The sequence below is a fragment of the Rheinheimera sp. B2H12 genome (assembly GCF_059620065.1).
In genome coordinates, this window is sequence record NZ_CM184363.1 from 3411722 (window position 1) to 3429306 (window position 17585).

Annotated in this window: 13 protein-coding genes; 4 read left to right on the top strand and 9 right to left on the bottom strand. The window is 49.4% G+C overall.

Translation table 11 applies throughout. From position 1 onward, the window contains the following. Positions 1 to 307: 307 nt before the first annotated feature. The 3 genes from AC53GJ_RS14710 to AC53GJ_RS14720 are packed head-to-tail and all read right to left on the bottom strand — an operon-like array spanning position 308 to position 4335. On the bottom strand, positions 308 to 2728 hold the full coding sequence (locus AC53GJ_RS14710; protein WP_496728759.1) for a putative bifunctional diguanylate cyclase/phosphodiesterase: 2421 nt from the start codon (positions 2726 to 2728) through the stop codon (positions 308 to 310). A 1-nt stretch (position 2729) separates the two neighbouring features. Continuing rightward, positions 2730 to 3932, bottom strand: coding sequence for a hypothetical protein (locus AC53GJ_RS14715; RefSeq protein ID WP_496728761.1), 1203 nt, complete (start codon positions 3930 to 3932; stop codon positions 2730 to 2732). Continuing rightward, the gene (locus AC53GJ_RS14720; protein ID WP_496728763.1) at positions 3904 to 4335 is read right to left on the bottom strand and encodes a type 2 periplasmic-binding domain-containing protein; all 432 of its coding nucleotides are present in this window, start codon (positions 4333 to 4335) and stop codon (positions 3904 to 3906) included. Before AC53GJ_RS14720 ends, AC53GJ_RS14715 begins: the two co-directional genes overlap by 29 nt. A gap of 374 nt (positions 4336 to 4709) precedes the next feature. On the opposite strand from AC53GJ_RS14720, the gene AC53GJ_RS14725 reads away from it, so the two are divergent. Further along, positions 4710 to 5555 (top strand): HDOD domain-containing protein, encoded by an 846-nt coding sequence (locus AC53GJ_RS14725; RefSeq protein ID WP_496728765.1) that lies wholly within the window; start codon positions 4710 to 4712, stop codon positions 5553 to 5555. A gap of 726 nt (positions 5556 to 6281) precedes the next feature. Here the strand turns inward: AC53GJ_RS14725 and AC53GJ_RS14730 are convergent. From AC53GJ_RS14730 to AC53GJ_RS14745, 4 genes are all read right to left on the bottom strand, one after another. After that, a complete protein-coding gene (locus AC53GJ_RS14730) occupies positions 6282 to 7253 on the bottom strand; it encodes a transposase (protein WP_496728767.1) in 972 nt (323 codons plus the stop codon). 373 nt (positions 7254 to 7626) lie between these two features. Beyond that, positions 7627 to 9861: a S46 family peptidase gene (locus AC53GJ_RS14735; protein WP_496728769.1), complete on the bottom strand. Its 2235-nt coding sequence runs from the start codon at positions 9859 to 9861 to the stop codon at positions 7627 to 7629. 185 nt (positions 9862 to 10046) lie between these two features. Next, positions 10047 to 11675, bottom strand: a complete 1629-nt coding sequence (locus AC53GJ_RS14740; protein ID WP_496728771.1) for a peptide MFS transporter — start codon at positions 11673 to 11675, stop codon at positions 10047 to 10049. A 186-nt stretch (positions 11676 to 11861) separates the two neighbouring features. After that, a complete protein-coding gene (locus AC53GJ_RS14745) occupies positions 11862 to 12020 on the bottom strand; it encodes an oxidoreductase-like domain-containing protein (protein WP_496728773.1) in 159 nt (52 codons plus the stop codon). Positions 12021 to 12118: 98 nt separating this feature from the next. On the opposite strand from AC53GJ_RS14745, the gene AC53GJ_RS14750 reads away from it, so the two are divergent. Continuing rightward, a complete protein-coding gene (locus AC53GJ_RS14750; RefSeq protein ID WP_496728775.1) occupies positions 12119 to 12457 on the top strand; it encodes an MGMT family protein in 339 nt (112 codons plus the stop codon). Here the strand turns inward: AC53GJ_RS14750 and AC53GJ_RS14755 are convergent. Continuing rightward, the gene (locus AC53GJ_RS14755; protein WP_496728777.1) at positions 12454 to 13713 is read right to left on the bottom strand and encodes an HD-GYP domain-containing protein; all 1260 of its coding nucleotides are present in this window, start codon (positions 13711 to 13713) and stop codon (positions 12454 to 12456) included. The two genes, AC53GJ_RS14750 and AC53GJ_RS14755, sit on opposite strands and share 4 nt — an antisense overlap. 118 nt (positions 13714 to 13831) lie before the next feature. After that, positions 13832 to 14410, bottom strand: coding sequence for an HAD family hydrolase (locus AC53GJ_RS14760; RefSeq protein WP_496728778.1), 579 nt, complete (start codon positions 14408 to 14410; stop codon positions 13832 to 13834). A gap of 108 nt (positions 14411 to 14518) precedes the next feature. Between AC53GJ_RS14760 and AC53GJ_RS14765 the strand changes: the two genes are divergently transcribed. Together AC53GJ_RS14765 and AC53GJ_RS14770 are read left to right on the top strand one after the other, a co-directional pair. Further along, positions 14519 to 14935, top strand: a complete 417-nt coding sequence (locus AC53GJ_RS14765; RefSeq protein ID WP_496728780.1) for a hypothetical protein — start codon at positions 14519 to 14521, stop codon at positions 14933 to 14935. A 116-nt stretch (positions 14936 to 15051) separates the two neighbouring features. After that, positions 15052 to 17577, top strand: coding sequence for a glucosidase family protein (locus tag AC53GJ_RS14770; RefSeq protein ID WP_496728781.1), 2526 nt, complete (start codon positions 15052 to 15054; stop codon positions 17575 to 17577). Positions 17578 to 17585 lie beyond the last annotated feature (8 nt).

Sequence of the window (17585 nt, forward strand, 5' to 3'; positions counted from 1 at the left end):
CATAATGCCGGTTGGACGCTACTGTTGTTGCGCCTAACCTTGTATTTACGCAATGACTCGACTCAGCGCTAGGGCACGAGTCTCGCTCAGTTGTCTGATGAAAGGGGATTAACTAACCTGAAATCGGGTTAAGCAATACCTTTTCATCCGCATCTTTTCGCACCTCTCAGCGTTGCTTTTTCTAGCCATAGCCAGCTATGACGTACGAAAAAGCGCCTTGATATCCACGAAAATCTACCCATGAAACCTTTCATTCGTGCTGTGCATATGAATCTTTGAGCACGGTACTCATTAACCCGAGTTCAGGTTAACTAATTTCCAGATAACCGTGTGGTACTTTTTGCCGTAAAAACGCTTCCAGTTGAACTTCATTCAGCGGTCTGGCAAAGAAATAGCCCTGACCATAATCACAACGATACTTTTTCAGCAACTGCAATTGGGCGCGGTTTTCCACCCCTTCAGCCACGACTTTCAGTTCCAGGTTTTGCACCATGGCAATGGTGGAGACAATAATCTGATAATCCGCATCATTTTCCAGCATGCCAAAGACAAAACTTTTATCAATTTTAATGATATCAACCGGCATTTGTTTCAGATAACTAAGGGACGAATAACCAGTACCAAAATCGTCAATGGCAAAAGAAAAGCCCATGGCTTTTAGCAGCTTCATCGCCGCCAGCGTGGTTTCGATGTTTTTCACCAGCGTGCGTTCGGTTAATTCCAGCTCAAAATGGTGGGCTGGTAATTTCAGCTCCAGCAGCCACTGCGCCAGTTTGTCTGGTAACGCCGGATCAAGGAATTGCTCAGCGGATAAGTTAATGGCAATACGAATATCGCGATAACCACGGCCAATCAGTTGTTTTGCCAGTTGAAAGCTGCGTTGGAACACCCAATAACCCAACTCAATCATTTGTGGTGAGTTTTCCAAAATACCGATAAATTCATCCGGCGTGACAGTACCGCGCACCGGATGTTGCCAGCGTAACAAAGCTTCAAAGCCAGACAAACGGCCGGTACTGAGTTCTATTTGCGGCTGTAAACTCAAACTGAATTGTTTTAATTCAATGGCTTCTTTAATTTCACTTTCCAACACCAGCCGTTTCGCCAGCCGCTGATACATTTGTTGATCATATAGCTGTGCACTGTTGCCGCCCTGATCTTTGGCTTCATACATCGCCATGTCGGCTTGTCGGATCAATTCGTCCGGCGATGCTTGCGGGTTATCGGTGCTGGTTAAACCAATACTGGTTGAAATATAAAACAGCTGCGAGCCTAAGCTGATCGGCTGTTTAAAGGCCTCAAAAATACGCCGCGCCACTTGCTGCGGATAATCGGGTTCATTGGCCTCAGACAACACCACCACAAATTCATCACCACCAAAACGACAGGCAATATCAGAATTTCGGATACAGGCCCGCAAACGGGTGGCCGCTTCCACCAACAGTTGATCGCCAGCCGCATGACCTTTACTGTCATTAATTTTTTTAAAATCATCCAGATCAAGAAATAACACTGCCACAGTACCACGCTGGCGCTCCAAAGCTGCCAGACACTTTTTCAACTGAAACTGCAGCATGTTGCGATTTGGCAAGCCAGTCAGCAAGTCAAACATCGCAATGTTTTCCAGCTCCTGGGTATTGAGCTCAATTTGCTGATGCAATTGTTCCAGTTCAATGCTGAGCTGTTGTGCTGCCTGAGTCAGCACATCCACTTCATCCTGAAACATCAGCGGCGGATGCGTACTGCGCTGGCGGAACTGCAAAAACTGACGCTGGGCTAACAAAGGTAAATGCCGCGCCAGCGTTAACAAACGACGACTGAGCCGCAGCGTACTGACATAAATCAGCACTGCCAGCAGTAAAAAACTCACCAGGGCAAAGATGATGATCTGCAACTGATAATCGCGCTTGGCCTGCGCAAATTTGCTGGTATCGTCAACCAGCGCCAGATAATGTTCGCCGCCCTGAGTCGCCAGCGGTAACAGGCTGATCAGATAATTCTGACTGTCGAGCCGAACGGCAATACCTTCAGAGAGCACCTCAGCCAGTGGCATTTGTGCGGGCAAGGCCGCAAACACCGGCCGCATCATGCCAGGGTTGGACAGTGACAATAACTCGACTTTTTGCAACAGGGCATTCTGCTGTCTGAGCCGCACAATGGACACTTCTGAACCTATGCCCTGCTTGAGCGATGACAACACATCCACCAAAGTGGTGGCAATAGCCACGACAGCCAACTCGGCCTGCGCATTTTGCACCGGCACCAACACCAGTTTGATACATTGGTCGGCACAATAAATAGCGGTTTGTGGCACCTGCTGTTGCACCACCTCGGCCGCGACCGCCAGCAAATTGGTCGGTAATTGCGGGGTGGAGGCGTACAACACCCGGCTCTTGTCATCAATCAGCCACAAACTTTCCACATTCAGATGCAGGGCAATTGCATCATAATGCGCTGCCAACTGGGCGGCGAAGTCTTGAAAATCCAGCTGATCCCTCAGCAGCACTAAGTCCGTAAAAGACTCCAGCCAGCTGCGCAACTGATTCTCCAGCAGCAAATTCAGATGATTAAATTGCTGCTGACGCAATTGCAATTGTTTGCTTTGTTGCAAACGAAAATCCTGGTCCATTTTCACCAGTGAAAAGCTGGTCAGCACCACCGTCATCAACAGCAGAGCCCCCAGGGTTAAGGCCAGTATTTTCCAGGGCAGGCTTAAAAAGGGCCGCATATCAGAACCAATACATCAGCTGAAAGGCCCATAACGAGTGATGACGGGAGGTATTGACCACCACATCCGGAACCACATTCGGCCCCAGTCTGGCGGTGCCGGTGATCCAATGATACTCCAGTTTCAGCCGCAAATCGGCTCGGAAGTCATGACTTAACGCCAGCGCCGAATCACGCTGATAACCAAAGAAAGGCGCAATTAAACCACCGGACTGGAGCGGTAGCGTGGCACCACGCCTGTCATCCTTATTGGCAAAATAATGATCATGACTGAGATAAAACGTGGTTTGTGGCGTCAGGTTGTACCTGGCCAGTAAATAAGCACCTTGGGCGAACTGCATTCTTTGCATGCCTGGGGCATAAAAACCGTACACCGACACCCGCTCCTGCACCAGTTCACTGGAGAGCTCCCAGTTTTCTTCGCTGTAACGCCAGTTCAGCATTACCCGTTGTACCGTGAAATCACCATCATAAAAAATGTCGGTTTGCGCACGGCGGTAATTAAAGTCAGAATCAAGGAAACTCACCCCCCACTGGTGTTTACTGCCATCAGGCCGGAAAAACACACTGAACTGATGGACAAAGTCCTGCTCGGTTTTGCCGGTAATCATGGTGCTGATCACCCGTTGACTTTGTTCGGTCGGCACCGGCGTGGCACCAATACTCCAGTTAATTTCAAACTCACCCAGACTATTGGTATGGGTCGATTGCAGCGCTATACCATCAGAACCAACCGCGATGTCACGAAATGCATCAAAATAGACCGATTGCGGCAGCACAATCAGTGGCCGGGTAATTGCCACATCACGAGTGCTGGAATACAGCCAATGCATGTTTTTGTAACGGCCAAGATACAGATCAAGCTGCCAGTCCAGCGTATTTAATGCTGTCCAGTTCAAAAACAGATAATCAATGCGCCAGCCTTGCTGGAACCTGTTGCCGCCGTCGAGATACATCACCTGACCTGCCAAGCGCCAGCTGTTGTCTATTTGCCAAACAGAGTTCAGGCCAAATTCAGTTAATTCAGCACTCACTTCGCCAGTGTTATTTAAGAAGTTGCTATTTTTCGCCTGCATCATGCCCTGCGCTACAAAGCCGTGCCAATGCAGATCATCAGCGGCCTGTGCCTGAGAAAACCAGCCAAGACTCAACGCATAACCAACAGCCAACAGCGGCTTAAGGCTTGATGTGGATAATTTTTGCATCTGTCGTCTCGTTTTCTGCAGGTAAATAACCGATGGCGCCAGGGGTGCTCTGGAGCAATTTTAACATCTCAGCCGCCGAACTGACTTCAGCCGGCGGCGTGCCAATTCCGGAGAACGTCAGTTTTTGCCAGGCCCGATCAAGCTGATATGGAAACATTTGTAAATGACTTTGGCTGAATTGACGGTGGGTTGCCGATTTTACCGGCAAAATAAAAACTTTAATTGCCACTCCGTCTGGCCAAATCACCTGCCGTTTCAGGAAAATACTGCGCAGCTGGGCCTGACTCAGGTTATCGACAGGCACAGCCGGATGCACAGCCACCCATGGAGTGGCTGCGGACCCGACAGCAAGGACATCGTGACAACACAACATCGTTAAAACCAGCATCACTAACTTCTTCACAGCACCCTTCTTCGATCAAGGCCGCAGGTCAGTACCAGCAAGGAGGCTATGTTTTTCACAACACAGCAAGTGCCGATAAAAATAATCTGCTTCATGACGGCTGAGTATAGATGAGACATCGTAAAAAAATACCAAATAAAGCGTTTAAAAGCAGCAATTTACATAAATTTATCAAATAAATTGCCATGACAGAACTTTTAATTATACCGACTTCAAACTGATTTGACTGCAATAGATGCCTGCGGAGCGGGTCGTTCATAGCAAAGCTCGCCGAACTATGCCGTTTTCCGGCAAAAAAATATAGCCTGTTGCTTGTAAAAAGCTGGTTTACGGCGACACTATAGGGGTCTTGAGGTCATTCAGGAGAACCTACAGTGAAAGCAGCGGATTATGCCCGACAAGTTGGTGATGTCTTTGTATTGCCGGATACCTGCCTTAAAATCAAGCAAGTGATCGACAATAAAATCAGTAACCTGGAAGAAATTGCTGAATTGATCGTGCTTGATCCTGCCCTGGCGTCACGTCTGCTAAAGCTGGCAAACAGCGCCTTGTACAACTTTCCGCATCAAATTGATTCCGTCAGTAAAGCAGTGTTACTGTTGGGTGAAACTCAAGTTTATAACATGGTGGTAGCCTACGGTGCCGCCGACGCTTTTGCCAAAGCGCCCACAGATGTGGTGGATTTGGCAAGGTTCTGGGAAAGCAGTATTCATGCAGCTTTGATTGGCAAATATCTCGGTCAAATCATTGGTATTAAACAAAGCGAACCGCTGTATTTGTCCGGATTGTTGCATAACATTGGTGAGCTGGTGGTCGCTGAAATTAATCCGGAAGTGGCCAAACACTGCAACCAATACCATCACGGCATCCTACCGTGGCAGCAACAACAACAGCTGCTTGGTTTCAGTTATAACGAATGTTCAGCAGCCTTATTGAGCTTATGGCAACTGCCGAATAATCTGCTGGAGCCGATTCGTTTTTTACATCAGCCACAGTTGCATCCGGACAGCAGAATTGTGCAACTGCTGCATATCTCCAGCCGATTAGCGCTGTTAAACTCGGCCAGCGAAGTCTTTGTGCTCGATGAGTTGCTGGATCTGCATTTATTAGAGCCATTATCGCTGACCCGGGCCGACATCGAAGAAGCCAGAGCCTTCGCCAGCCTGGAAGCTCTGTCAATCCTGAGTATGCTCAATCCAAGAAGCAGCGTAATTTTGTAGCTGGTCATTGCACTTGAAAGCAGTTGATTTAGGCAGTATCGATGATGTTGGACCACACTGAACTGTTTTTGGTACATATTTCAGAGTCATCCGCCTGCCTGTTTAAATGTAGTCTGGAATTGATTGCTGGGTTTAAATGGTAGGACTCTGCTAAACACCGGTTGCAGAGGAGCAAACGACACCGAGTTAAAACAGCAATCGCAGGACATAATACAGCCAGAGCAGCAGACCGCATGCTCGATAACAGCCTAGCTCATCTCAGACGGCGACGCCCCCACAAACATGCCAAACTCAGTATTTCACAAATAGAAAACTTTAATTAACCTGACATTCATCATCGCCAAGTTAATGCTGCATCGCTCGCAACTATAAACCGTTTTGTCTCCCGCAAAGCAAATAGGCTGGTGACAACAGCAGCAATAAAAGGAATTGTTATGTTTCATCCATCCTTCAAGCCAGTATTGAAGTACTGCCTGTTATTGGCTTGCGCCTTGTCGACCCATGCCAGCAAAACAAGCCACCCACTCTTTGGAAACAGTGCAATCAGCTGTTTCTAAAATATGGTTTCTTTGGTCACGATATTTTAAATTCAAGCTTGTCGATGTTGATTTGAAGACTTTAAATTGCAGCAAAAAAGTGCACTTGGCGGGGGGGAACTAACTTTTAGACAGCCGTTATTGCCGCTGCTGCGGTTTCTTATCAATTTTGCGGTGGAAAATTTCGGACTTAGCCAAAACTTCGTCGGCAGGCAGTTTGACCATGCAACCAGCGTAGTCCTAGTTTTTGGCAGAATTGTTTCAGTGAGCTGATAGGGCCAATCACTTGATAAAAATCGGTTTCAAGCTGCTGGCAGTTTTGTAGCCAACAAGCCTCTGAGATACCAAGACGCGCCAGGATGGGAGGTTGTTTCTGGTCAATCACACCGCGTTTGTCATCGCGTAACTGTCGGCCTGTCCACTCAGCAAGTTCAACATAATCAATAAAATGATACGGAACATGTTGCTGTGCATTCTGTTGCTGGCTATTGCCGGCAAATGGCAACAAAGCTCCATGAAAGACAGAGTGGATGGCCTTGCCAAGCCGTTGCTGGATACTGGTGTAGTCAGAAGTTTCAGGCCTTTCGGCCATCTTGGCGCGAATAGGATTTAAATCGACATAAGCCATGGCGGTGAGCAGGGCTTTTTCATCCAGCAGCGCCTGCGATTTAAACCGGCCTTCCCAAAATCGGCCTGTGCAGTGGTCCTCAAGGTTGGCCTGTCTCGCGATATGCTCATTCAGACAGCGCATAAACCAACTAATGTCGCAAAGTCTGGTACGCCATTTTTCCAGAATAGCTTCAGTTACTTGGTTTTCTGCTTCACCACTGGAGCCACCACTCAGATAACGCTCAACCAACACCGGCAAACAAAATAACAGCTGCCAGCGCTTCGCAATCTCCTGAGCGCTCCAGGCGGCTGCTTTGGCCGTATCAACCCGCACCACTAGATGGTAATGGTTCGACATCAGCGCAAAAGCGGCAATATCGATGGCAAACATTTGGCTGAGTAGGGCCAAACGCTCCAATATCCAGCCTCGGCGATGCTCAAAGTTATACCTTTCTGTAATGCCACATAAAAATGCCCGCCGTACACAGCGGCTAACCAAGTGATAATAAGGTGTTTCACTCACACTGATTTGTTGATAGCGTGGTTTGGGCATGGTGTCATCCTGATTGAAAAAACTCATGCCACTAAAAATAGTTTAAAAAAAGTTAAATTAAAGTTTTAATTTGGATGTTTAGTGTGTGGATGTCCAGCTTCTGGCTAGAACGTGTGTGTGGATGTCCGGCTTTTGGCTTCCGGCTTTTGGCTAATCAAACGCCCTGTATCTGTCCTGCAAGACAGGATGGAAACTGCAATAGAAGTATCATTCAATATTACTTGTTCAGCATCAATAACAAACAAAACAATAGTTTGATTAAAGCGAGCTAAGGCTCGCTTTAATCAAGGCTGGTACACCGACTGTTCTCTTGTATACCTATTGTCGACTTGTACACCTAATTGTCAGTTGCCAGACACCACTGGTACAACCGTCATTCGCGGACAATATCCATTTCAGCTAACAGGTTGTCGGCTTTATCAACATACTGCATCAGCCACAACATATAACGCACATCCACGTGGATGGCGCGGGTGACGGCCGGGTTGAAATACCAGTCTTTACTAATGGATTCAAAGGTAGAATCGAAGTTTAAGCCGACCAGCTCACCACGGCCATTCATCACGGCTGAACCTGAGTTACCGCCGGTAGTATCGGCGCTGGATAAGAAGTTCAGCGGTACCGAGTTGACCGGCACTATAGCTGGTTTGGCACAATCCGCCAGCTTGCACAACAATGAGTCTGGCAGTTTCATGCCTAAATCAGCGTGATAGAAACCCTGATATTGCTGTTGCTGGTAGGCGGTCCGCAGTTTAGCCGGCACCTGGAAGGGTGCTTGGGCCTGTTCTTTCGCTAACATACCGCGCACTGTGGTAAATGGGGTTTTATACACGCCATCGGCAGCCGGGTAACCATCAACATGACCAATGGTGATCCGCAGTGTGCCATTCGCATCCGGATACACAGGTTTACCCTGCGCTTGATTATAAGCAATGATCGCCTGCATATAGGCAGGTCTCACCTGCGCATAACGTCCGGCCAGCTCTTTTTGCTGCGATTCTTGCAGCAGCAGGCTGTCAGACATGGCGACCGCCAACCGGATGAAAGGATCATCACTGTTTACAAATTCGGTCGGAGTTTTACCTAACCAGCTAAGCCGTCCAGCACTGGTGCTTAAACTACTTTGCTGATACCAACTGGCCAGTTTTGCCGACAGTGCTGCCGCATCCATCGTAGGTTCCAGTTGCAATGCTGCATCAAGCACCTTCGAGCGCTTCTCTGCAGGAGCTTGCAGGTAAGCGGCTAATTGCTCAGTCCAGACCGCCAGGTCAACATCGGCCCGGAAGCGGGTATCCAGTCGTTTTAACCGACCTTCAAACATCGCCATATCACGCTGCTGAAAACCTGTTTCACGTTCAGCATCCGGCTTTTGTTGTTCCAGCGCTAACCGGTATAAATCGGCAGCCGTTTTGAACAAATCACTACGCAGCGCGTTATCCAGATGATAACTTTGCTGTAAAAAGGCTTGCTCTGCCGCAATCACCGTTTGTAATTGGGTCAGCGCCTGCTGATAGCCAGCTCTTTTACTATCCGCCGCTATCCAACTGGCCAGTTGCTGTTGCTGCTGCAACTTAATGCCATGGATATCAGTGACTTTAAAGCCTGCCAGCAGCCCCTTGAGCTTCTTCATCCGATTATGGTGGCCCTTCACCGTCGAGGCATATTTGACTTTGGCATCGGCATCAGTGGCCCCCATCCGTTCGATAGTCCCAATCATTTGTTCATAAGTGCGGATCGTGGCCGGATACTGCCAATCGGTGGCAAAAGCAATTTCATCGGCCAGTCGGTACCGACTGGTCACGCCCGGATAACCGGCCAATAAAATACCATCACCGGCGCGCACACCGTTGGCATTCACTTTCAGGTAACTTTTTGGCTGATAAGGCACGTTATCCACCGCATAAGGCGCAGGCTTGCCATCTTTTCCTACATAGGCCCGTAAAAAGGCAAAATCACCGGTATGGCGCGGATATTCGTAGTTATCAATATCACCACCAAAGTTACCGACCGATTCTGGCGGTGCGTACACTAAACGCACGTCCTGGATCATCAACTGCTTGATCAGGAAATATTCCATGCCATGGTGAAAACTCACCACATTACAGCGGTAATTGGCATCGGCTTCACAGTCTTTAATCAGTGTTTTGCGATTATTTTCAATGGCTTTATATCGTTCCAGCGCCGACAAATCTGCTGCCAACTGGCCAGAAACGGCAGCAGTTACATCCACCACCTGCTCAGTGATATACAAGCGTTCCTGCGGCCCGGCAGGTAATTCTGCTGCTAAGGTACCAGCCAGAAAACCTTGTTCTATCAGGTTTTGTTCTTTGCTGGAATTTTGCTGAATAGCGCCGTAAGCACAATGATGGTTGGTCACCACCAGACCTTTACCTGAGACAAAAGAAGCTGAACAGTAGCCAAGACTGACAATAGCATTCATTGGATACGTTGATAAATCAGCAAGTTGCTGGCCAGAAATTTGAATACCACGCGCATCCAACTGCGCTTGCAAAGCTGGTAACTGGTGAGGTTGCCACTGGCCTTCGTCGGCCATAGCCGGGAATTGGACCGCTGCCGCCAGGGCCAGCGCTAAATAACGATAGTTCATAATTGTGGGTGACCTGTGTTGGTTGTTATTGTCAGGAAAACGAGACTTGGCAGATTACTGAGAGTTGAGCATGCTGCCCAACCGCTTGCGGTCAACCCACCAGCGCACGCGACATAGTTGTGGTTGCTCATTGACAGTCAAACGGCGATCAGACTGATCAGCGCTTGACTGTCGCAGTAGCCGACTCAGACTGACGCCGTTGCAACGGGCTCTACTGGCTCAGTTTGTGCCAACCGCAGTTGCCGGTTCAGTATTGGGGTCAGTACAAACATCAGCACAGCGGCGCCCACCCCGATCCAGCCGAGGGTAGAAAACACTTCAGCGTAAATCGACAAGGCTGCCGGTACTGGTGTGCCAACTGGCATTGAGGCCATAGCGCCAAAACGACCGGCAATCATTTCACCAAATGCCGAGGCCAGGAACCAGACCCCCATCATCAGACTGACCACCCGTGGCACCGATAACGCCGTCACAGCCGATAAACCTATAGGCGATAACGCCATTTCGCCGACGACGAGCACAAAATAGGCCAGGATAAACCACCAGAAACCGGCCAGACCGTTGTCCAGCGGATTCAGTGCGGCATATTGCAGGATAAAGTGGGCTAAACCGGCAAATAACAGCGCAAAACCAAATTTAGCCGGTGCTGATGGATTGAGCCCTTTGCGGTCTAGCCAAGGCCAGAGCCAAGCGAACGGCAACGCCAACAGAATAATAAACATGGAGCCGACAAAGGTCAGTTGCGATGAATTAAAGGCAAAACTAACAAAGCCCAGATCAAAAGTCTGGCTATCCATCACCCGGTCAGAATAGGCCAGCCAACTGCCATACGTTTGTTCGTACAAGCCCCAGAACACCGCAGAAATAGCCGTTAACACCATCAGCATCACCATACTGGCGCGCTCGACTTTGTCACACTCAATAAAAATAAATTTCACCCACCACAGCATCAGCAACAGGGTCAGCGCCACTGCTACCACTTCAGTGGCGGTAATTTCCGCTCCGGCGGCCAGTCCCAACCACTGACCCAGCACACCAAAATCGATACTGGTTTGCAAAATTTGCTGCACCACCAGTACCCCCAGCAGGGATAACAGATAAATCAGCCACTCACGGCGAACTCCGGCAACTTTCTGTAATAACAGCGCAGGTTGGGCCGGTTCAGCCTGGCCATGCAAATAAGGGCGGCCGGCAATAAATACCGCCAGACCACAGAGCAGGCCAATACCGGCCGAGCCAAAGCCATATTCCCAGCCATATTCCAGCCCTATCCAGCCAACAAATAAGCTGGAGAACACTGCGCCTAAATTAATGCCCATATAAAACAGTGTAAAAGCTGAATCACGCCTTGGGTCTTTTTCGCTGTACAAACGGCCAACAATGGTGGAAATGTTCGGCTTTAAAAAACCGACCCCAACCGCCACCAACGCCAGCGAGGCGTACATAATTTGCAGCGCAACCGTATCAGCGCCGCCTTCTGCCGTAGCCTGGGTGCCTTTATAGGCCATCCCCAGCATCCCCACCGCCATCAAAGCACCACCAAAGGTGACGGCTTTACGCATCCCTAAATATTTATCCGCCAGTAAACCACCGACCACCGGCAAGGCATAAGCCAGACCGGCATAAGTGCCCAGCAATAAATAACCATTTTTATCGGTAAATAAATGATGCTGGGTCAGATATAAAAACAACAGCGCTTTCAGACCATAAAAAGCAAAACGCTCCCACATTTCAGTAAAAAAGCAGACATAAAGTCCAAGCGGATGACCAAACCATTGACGCTGGCTGGCAAGTGCAGGCACGGCAGAATTCATAATAATCCCGGATTGTTAGGTTCTTGGAATAATAAGGTTGGCAGAGCGGGCAATGATGACGGTTACTGCTTCGCGAGCAAGCGTCACAAAAATACAGCACTCAAGTGCTGCACTCTGCCCTGCCAGGACCTTCGGGTACAAAGGCAATACTATAACATTTTGCCGTCAGATAGGAAGCCAGCCGCTTCAGACGCTGGTCACTGCGGGATCAGACTGGCTGGCAGCTTGCTGTTGCTGCCACAATGCCAGTTGCTGCCGGTAATAGTCCCAGACACAAGGACAACAACTGCCAGAGCCACAACATTCGTTACTGGCTGGCGGTTCAGGTTTTTCGATCAGTTTCATGCAATATCCGGCTGTTGCTTTCACACAAAAATGCTATTTTAACCGCAGTTGTGGCTGGCTGCGCCAGCGAATGATGGTTTTTGTGCAGAGATTTTCCGATGTCGTCTCGTTCTCACCTGCAAATTTGGCATACCGTCAGCCTGATCCCCGCCGGCAAAGTTGCCAGTTATGGCCAGATTGCCGATCTGGCCGGTTTGCCCGGTCGCGCCCGGCTCGTGGGCAAAGCCTTACAACTGGCACCAGCTTCAACGGTGCTGCCATGGCACCGGGTACTGCGCAGTGATCGTAGCCTGGCTTTTGCCGCTGGCTCAGCGCAGGCACTGACGCAGCGGCAGTTATTATTAGCCGAAGGGGTGGTGTTCAAAGGCAATAAAGTCAGTACTGACTCGGTTTGGCGACCCGATTTGGCTGCACTGCTGTTTCAGTTACAGTATTAATTGGTTTTGCTGTCACCCTGCACAAAATAACTGACCTGCGCCCGCGGATTCAGATAGGCATAAATTTCGGCTGGCAATGCTGTCGGTTTCAGCACTTTGTCGATGGCGAGTTTACCTTCTTCCAGCGCGATAATAGGGGCTTCCAACCGGGGAATTTGTGGATCATAAATCAGCACATTCGGATACAATAGTTGCGAGCTGTTGACCGACATCACCAAACCAACCCGCTGATCGGATAATTGCACCACAGTACCGGGCGGATACACGCCCATCATCTTAATCAGTTGCGACATTTGCGCGGTACCGAGTTTGCCTTTCATCGTTTTGAACAACGCGGACATGGCGTGGTGCGGCGAGCGCGCTTTGGCCGGGTCTACCGGATGACAAAGGTTATCAAATTCATTCACCACCGCCACCACTTGCGCCAATGGCTGAATGGCATCTGCTGTTAAGCCGGACGGATAACCGCTACCATCAAGAAATTCATGATGTTGCAGAACAATGTCCAATGCCTGTTGCGGAAAAGTATCGGTTAATTTCAGCAGCTCAACGCCATACTTAGTATGCAGCTTTAGCAAGTTAGCTTCGGGTGCCGTCAACCCTTCGGTTTTACGCAAAATTTGACTTGGGATTTTCAGTTTACCAATGTCATGAAACAAAGCACCCAGACCAACAATTTTGATTTCTTCATCGTTATGCCCCAGGTTTTTCGCCAGCATCATCGATAACACCGACACGTTCAGCACATGGTAATAAATATTCTCCTGCTCTTTACCCACCTGAGAAATCAGATGCAGTACCAGCGCATCGGCGGAAATAATACTGTCCGCAATCCGGTTCACCAGTTCAGTGGCTTCTTCAATCGCCTGCAAAGGCCTGCCGGCAATTTTCGCCATCACATTACGCACCTGTACCATCGATTGGGCAAAGGCTTTTTCAGTTTTTTGCAGCTGTCGCCGTTGCTCCTTGGCTTGTTCGATGCGCAGATTTTTTTCCAGGATCATATTATTTTTCAGCAAGGCGGATTGCTCCGCCAGCAAAGCGGCCTCCGGCTCGGCTTCAATCTCGTGATTGATCGAACTTTTTTCCGGAAAAAAATACACAAAATCCAGCTCCAATGTCTGAATAATGGCAATTTGCTGATAATTTTCAATTTTGAATTTATTCGAGATAAAAGGGTGCTTCATCCAGTTCAGCGGTAACTGAATGAAATAACCGATCTTTAACTGATGAGGACTTATTTTAGCAACTGACACCTGACACCCTGCTCTCCCACGACTGACGGCACATCGGCTGGTTTCCCGGTCCGCCGTCAGTTTAGCAACAGAACGGGCAAATGTCTGTGGTCACAACAGGTACTTACACCAAATCAGTTCAGTAAAGCTGATGTAATTCAATAAAATGGCGAATGCAATAAGTGGCATCTTCAGCAAAATGCTGATTTTCGCCATTCAGATACAAACAACTGGGCATGCCAGCACGGCGGGCGGTTTCCAGATCAAACCAATAATCGCCGACAAACAACAACTCGGATACGGGTAGCTGCCATTGTCTGGCAATATGCCATAAGCCAGCGGGATCAGGTTTAGCCGGACAATCTTCCCGGGTCAGCCACAAAGGCACCGGGATCGTTAACCGTTGCCGGCACAATTCGCTGGCAGAGCGCATATTGCGGGTTAATACTGCGGTTGGAATATTCTGCTGCTGCAAATGCCAGAGCAATTGCTCAGCCCCCGGCATCCATTCTGCGCTGGCGGCACCTTGCATTTCAAAGTCACAGATGATCTGCTCAGCATGGACGCGTTCCGCTGGATCAGTTAAAGTCGCCAAATGTTCCAAAATAGCCGTACCTGCCGGCCAACCCAGTTGCTGACAAAGCAAACTAAAATCCAGCCGGGAATCCACCAGGGTGCCATCTAAATCAAAAATAATTCCAAGCTGCTGACCTAACACAGAATGATCCTTTTGCTATCAACATCAGTATAATGCTGCTGTTACGCCCTGACAGGGTAAAACGATCAACCCCTCTGTGTACAGCGCGACACCAAGGAGCATGCCAAGATGAGCAACGGCCGCAGTCTGATGCCAGCGTATCCAAGCCAGTCACCACAGAAAAAAACCGCCCGTCGTCAGGGGGCAACAGCCGGCAGCCAACAACGGATAGATCAGCAAATCTGGCTACTGCATCAGGCGATGGCAACCAAACTGCTGCAACAACCTGAGCTGGCAGCTGAGATCCGGCTCAGACTGGACAACTGGCAACTACAAGGCCAAATCCGGCATAGCGCTTATTTATTCTGGCATTGTTTACTGGATTTATTGCCTGAACCGGAGCAGTTTTGTGCTGAATTATTAAGCTGGGAGCTGCAGATCTGCAAATACCGCCGTCGCACACCATTGCTCGGACTACTCACCGAAACCGAACGGCAAGCCGCACTGCAGCAATCAAGCTCAGTCGTCACCCCAGCCAAAGCATAGTGCCACTGCCAACTGGAAGCCAAAACAACATTTTCTTTTTATTTTGTCTGATTTGCTTGGTACAACTGAGCGGCAGAGCCTGTTAAACTCAGCGCAGTCTGACTGCAAGGATTGTTATGAAACTCAGCCCTCCCCTTTTTGTAAATCTGTTGCTTGCTCTGGCACCGGTGCTGGTATCGGCCCAAGAGGCCAGTCTGCAACAACGGCAATACACCAGCAAATTTGGTAAAACCCAGCTTGAAGTGCTGCAGCAAGCTGACGGCCAACGCGAATTTAAACTGCAAACTGCCTTGCTACCTACCACGCGCAACTGGACCGATGCACCAAATGTATTGCAGCTGCGCACGGAAAATCCGTTGCTGGACGCCCTGTTTAGTCTGGCGCAGCAAGAGATCAGCGAAAACAGTGTCAATGAAATCACCGATTGGGGTTTTAACGATCAACAGCCTGTGCTTTGTCCTTGCTTTGAAACTGGCGCCAAATGGCATTATGTCTGGACCCGCGATTTATCCTACAGTCTGGATTTAGGCTTGAGTTATCTCGATCCAGAGCGCTCTCGCAACTCATTATTGTTTAAGACCTCAAAAATCCGGCCAGAATTAGTCGCCCGTGGTCTGAGCCAAACCGAAGTCGCCTTGCAGGATACCGGCTCTGGCGGCAGTTGGCCGGTTAGCTCTGATCGGGTGGTCTGGGTGCTGGCTGCCAGTGGTCTTAGCAGTAAAGCTGCGGATGGCAGTTCATCGGCCGATGCGCAGCAAGCCTGGCAACAACAATGGTATGCCATTGCCAAAAATACCCTGCAACAAGACCGCCAGTACCTGTTCAGTCCTGATTTAGCTTTATATCGCGGTGAAACTTCATTTTTGGACTGGCGGGAACAAAGTTATCCGGCCTGGACCGCCAAAGATACGGTGTTTTTAGCCGAGTCTTTTGCGCTGTCAACCAACGTGCTGCACTATGTGGCGCTGCAAAAAGCTGCCGCTGCTGCGGATAAGCTGGAACCTGCAATGGCAACTGAGTTTCGCAGTTGGGCTGAGGCACTGAAAAATGCCATTAACAAAGCATTCTGGTTACCGGAACAAGGCTTATATGCCAGTTATCTTGGCCCGGAACAACATCCACAAGCCTTTGCTCAATTTGATTTATTAGGCTTGGCGCTGGCGATTGAACATGGCATTGCCTCCAAAGCGCAGGCGCGGCAAATTTTGGCCAGTTATCCGCTCGCCCCTGCTGGCCCGCCAGTGCTATTCCCGGCACAGCCACAGATCCCGATTTATCACAACAGAGCCGTCTGGCCTTTTGTCACCGCTTATGCGCTGCGCGCCGCCAAGACGCAGCAACACGGTGCTTTATTTACTAAACTGGCGATGTCGTTGTTTCAGGGGGCGGCTTTACATAATTCCAATATGGAAAATTTCGAATGGCTGACCATGCGCGCCCATGTTGAAGACGGTGCCTGGTCCGGACCTGTGGTAAATTCAACCCGCCAGCTCTGGTCTGTAGCAGGCTTTCACGACTTGGTCGCCGGCAATCTGTTTGGCGTGAAAGTGCAGGCCAATCAGTTGCTGCTGGATCCTTATCTGCCCGCTCAACTGCAAAAAGATTTGCAACTGGGCCAACAACTGCAGTTACTGCAGTTACCCATAGGCGCCAGCACGCTGGATATTCATTTGCAGTTACAAGGTCAGGCCAAAACCGCGCAAAGTTACCGTTTGTCAAAAGCACTGCTCAATGGGGTGGCTATTGAGCTGACGGCCCCTCATCAGTTACAGCTGGATATCCATCAGTTCAGTCTGGCGCATAACCAGTTGGAGCTGGAACTGAGCCCTGTCACTGAAACAGTGCAGCCAATCAGGCAATTAAGGGTCGAAAACCCTGCCAGACTTTCTGAGCGCGAGCAGCGTCAGCTATTTGCCCCTGTTGCCCCTATCCTGCAGGCGAAACAAAATGCGCAAGGGCTGCTGGAATTGAAATTTGACGCCAATGGCGTGCGCGACAGCCGTTTTAGCCTGTACAAAAACGGCGTGCTGCAAAAAAGTAAATCCGGTAAAGGTTATGTCGAAAGCAAAGCGTCTGACAAAGCACAATGTTATTCCCTGGTGCAAAGTTACAAAGATACTGGCTTAACCTCATTGCCGGGTAAAACCCTTTGCACCGACACCGGCTTAGAAACCTTTGTTGCCGGCGCTGGTCTGCAAAGTTCTGATCATGAAATCAGCACTTATTTGACACTGCCTGTGTTTAAAAACTGGGGTCAACCGGAGCAACAACTGCAACTGACACTGACGCCGAAACTTGATGCTAAATACAGCCTGCAATTGCACTATTTTATTGATAACGGCCCCATCAATACCGGTATTACCGCAGTGGTCAAACAAGCAGAGGTACAATGTGAAGGCTTGCCGGCACAACAACTAACCCTGGTGATGCCGCATCTGGACACAGCCACTGAAGCCGGTTTTTCCAGCCGGGGTTATTTCCGTGCCAAAGCTGGCAAGCCGTGTCAAATTCGTTTCAAAGACGGCTTTAACATGAGTTACCTGCAACATTTTGAACTCTATACCGGTGGCAAAGGCGGCAAAACAGGTCCATTGAATCAGGCGGTGATCCACGCAGCCAGAATTCAGCCGGTGGCAGACTAACAGCTGCA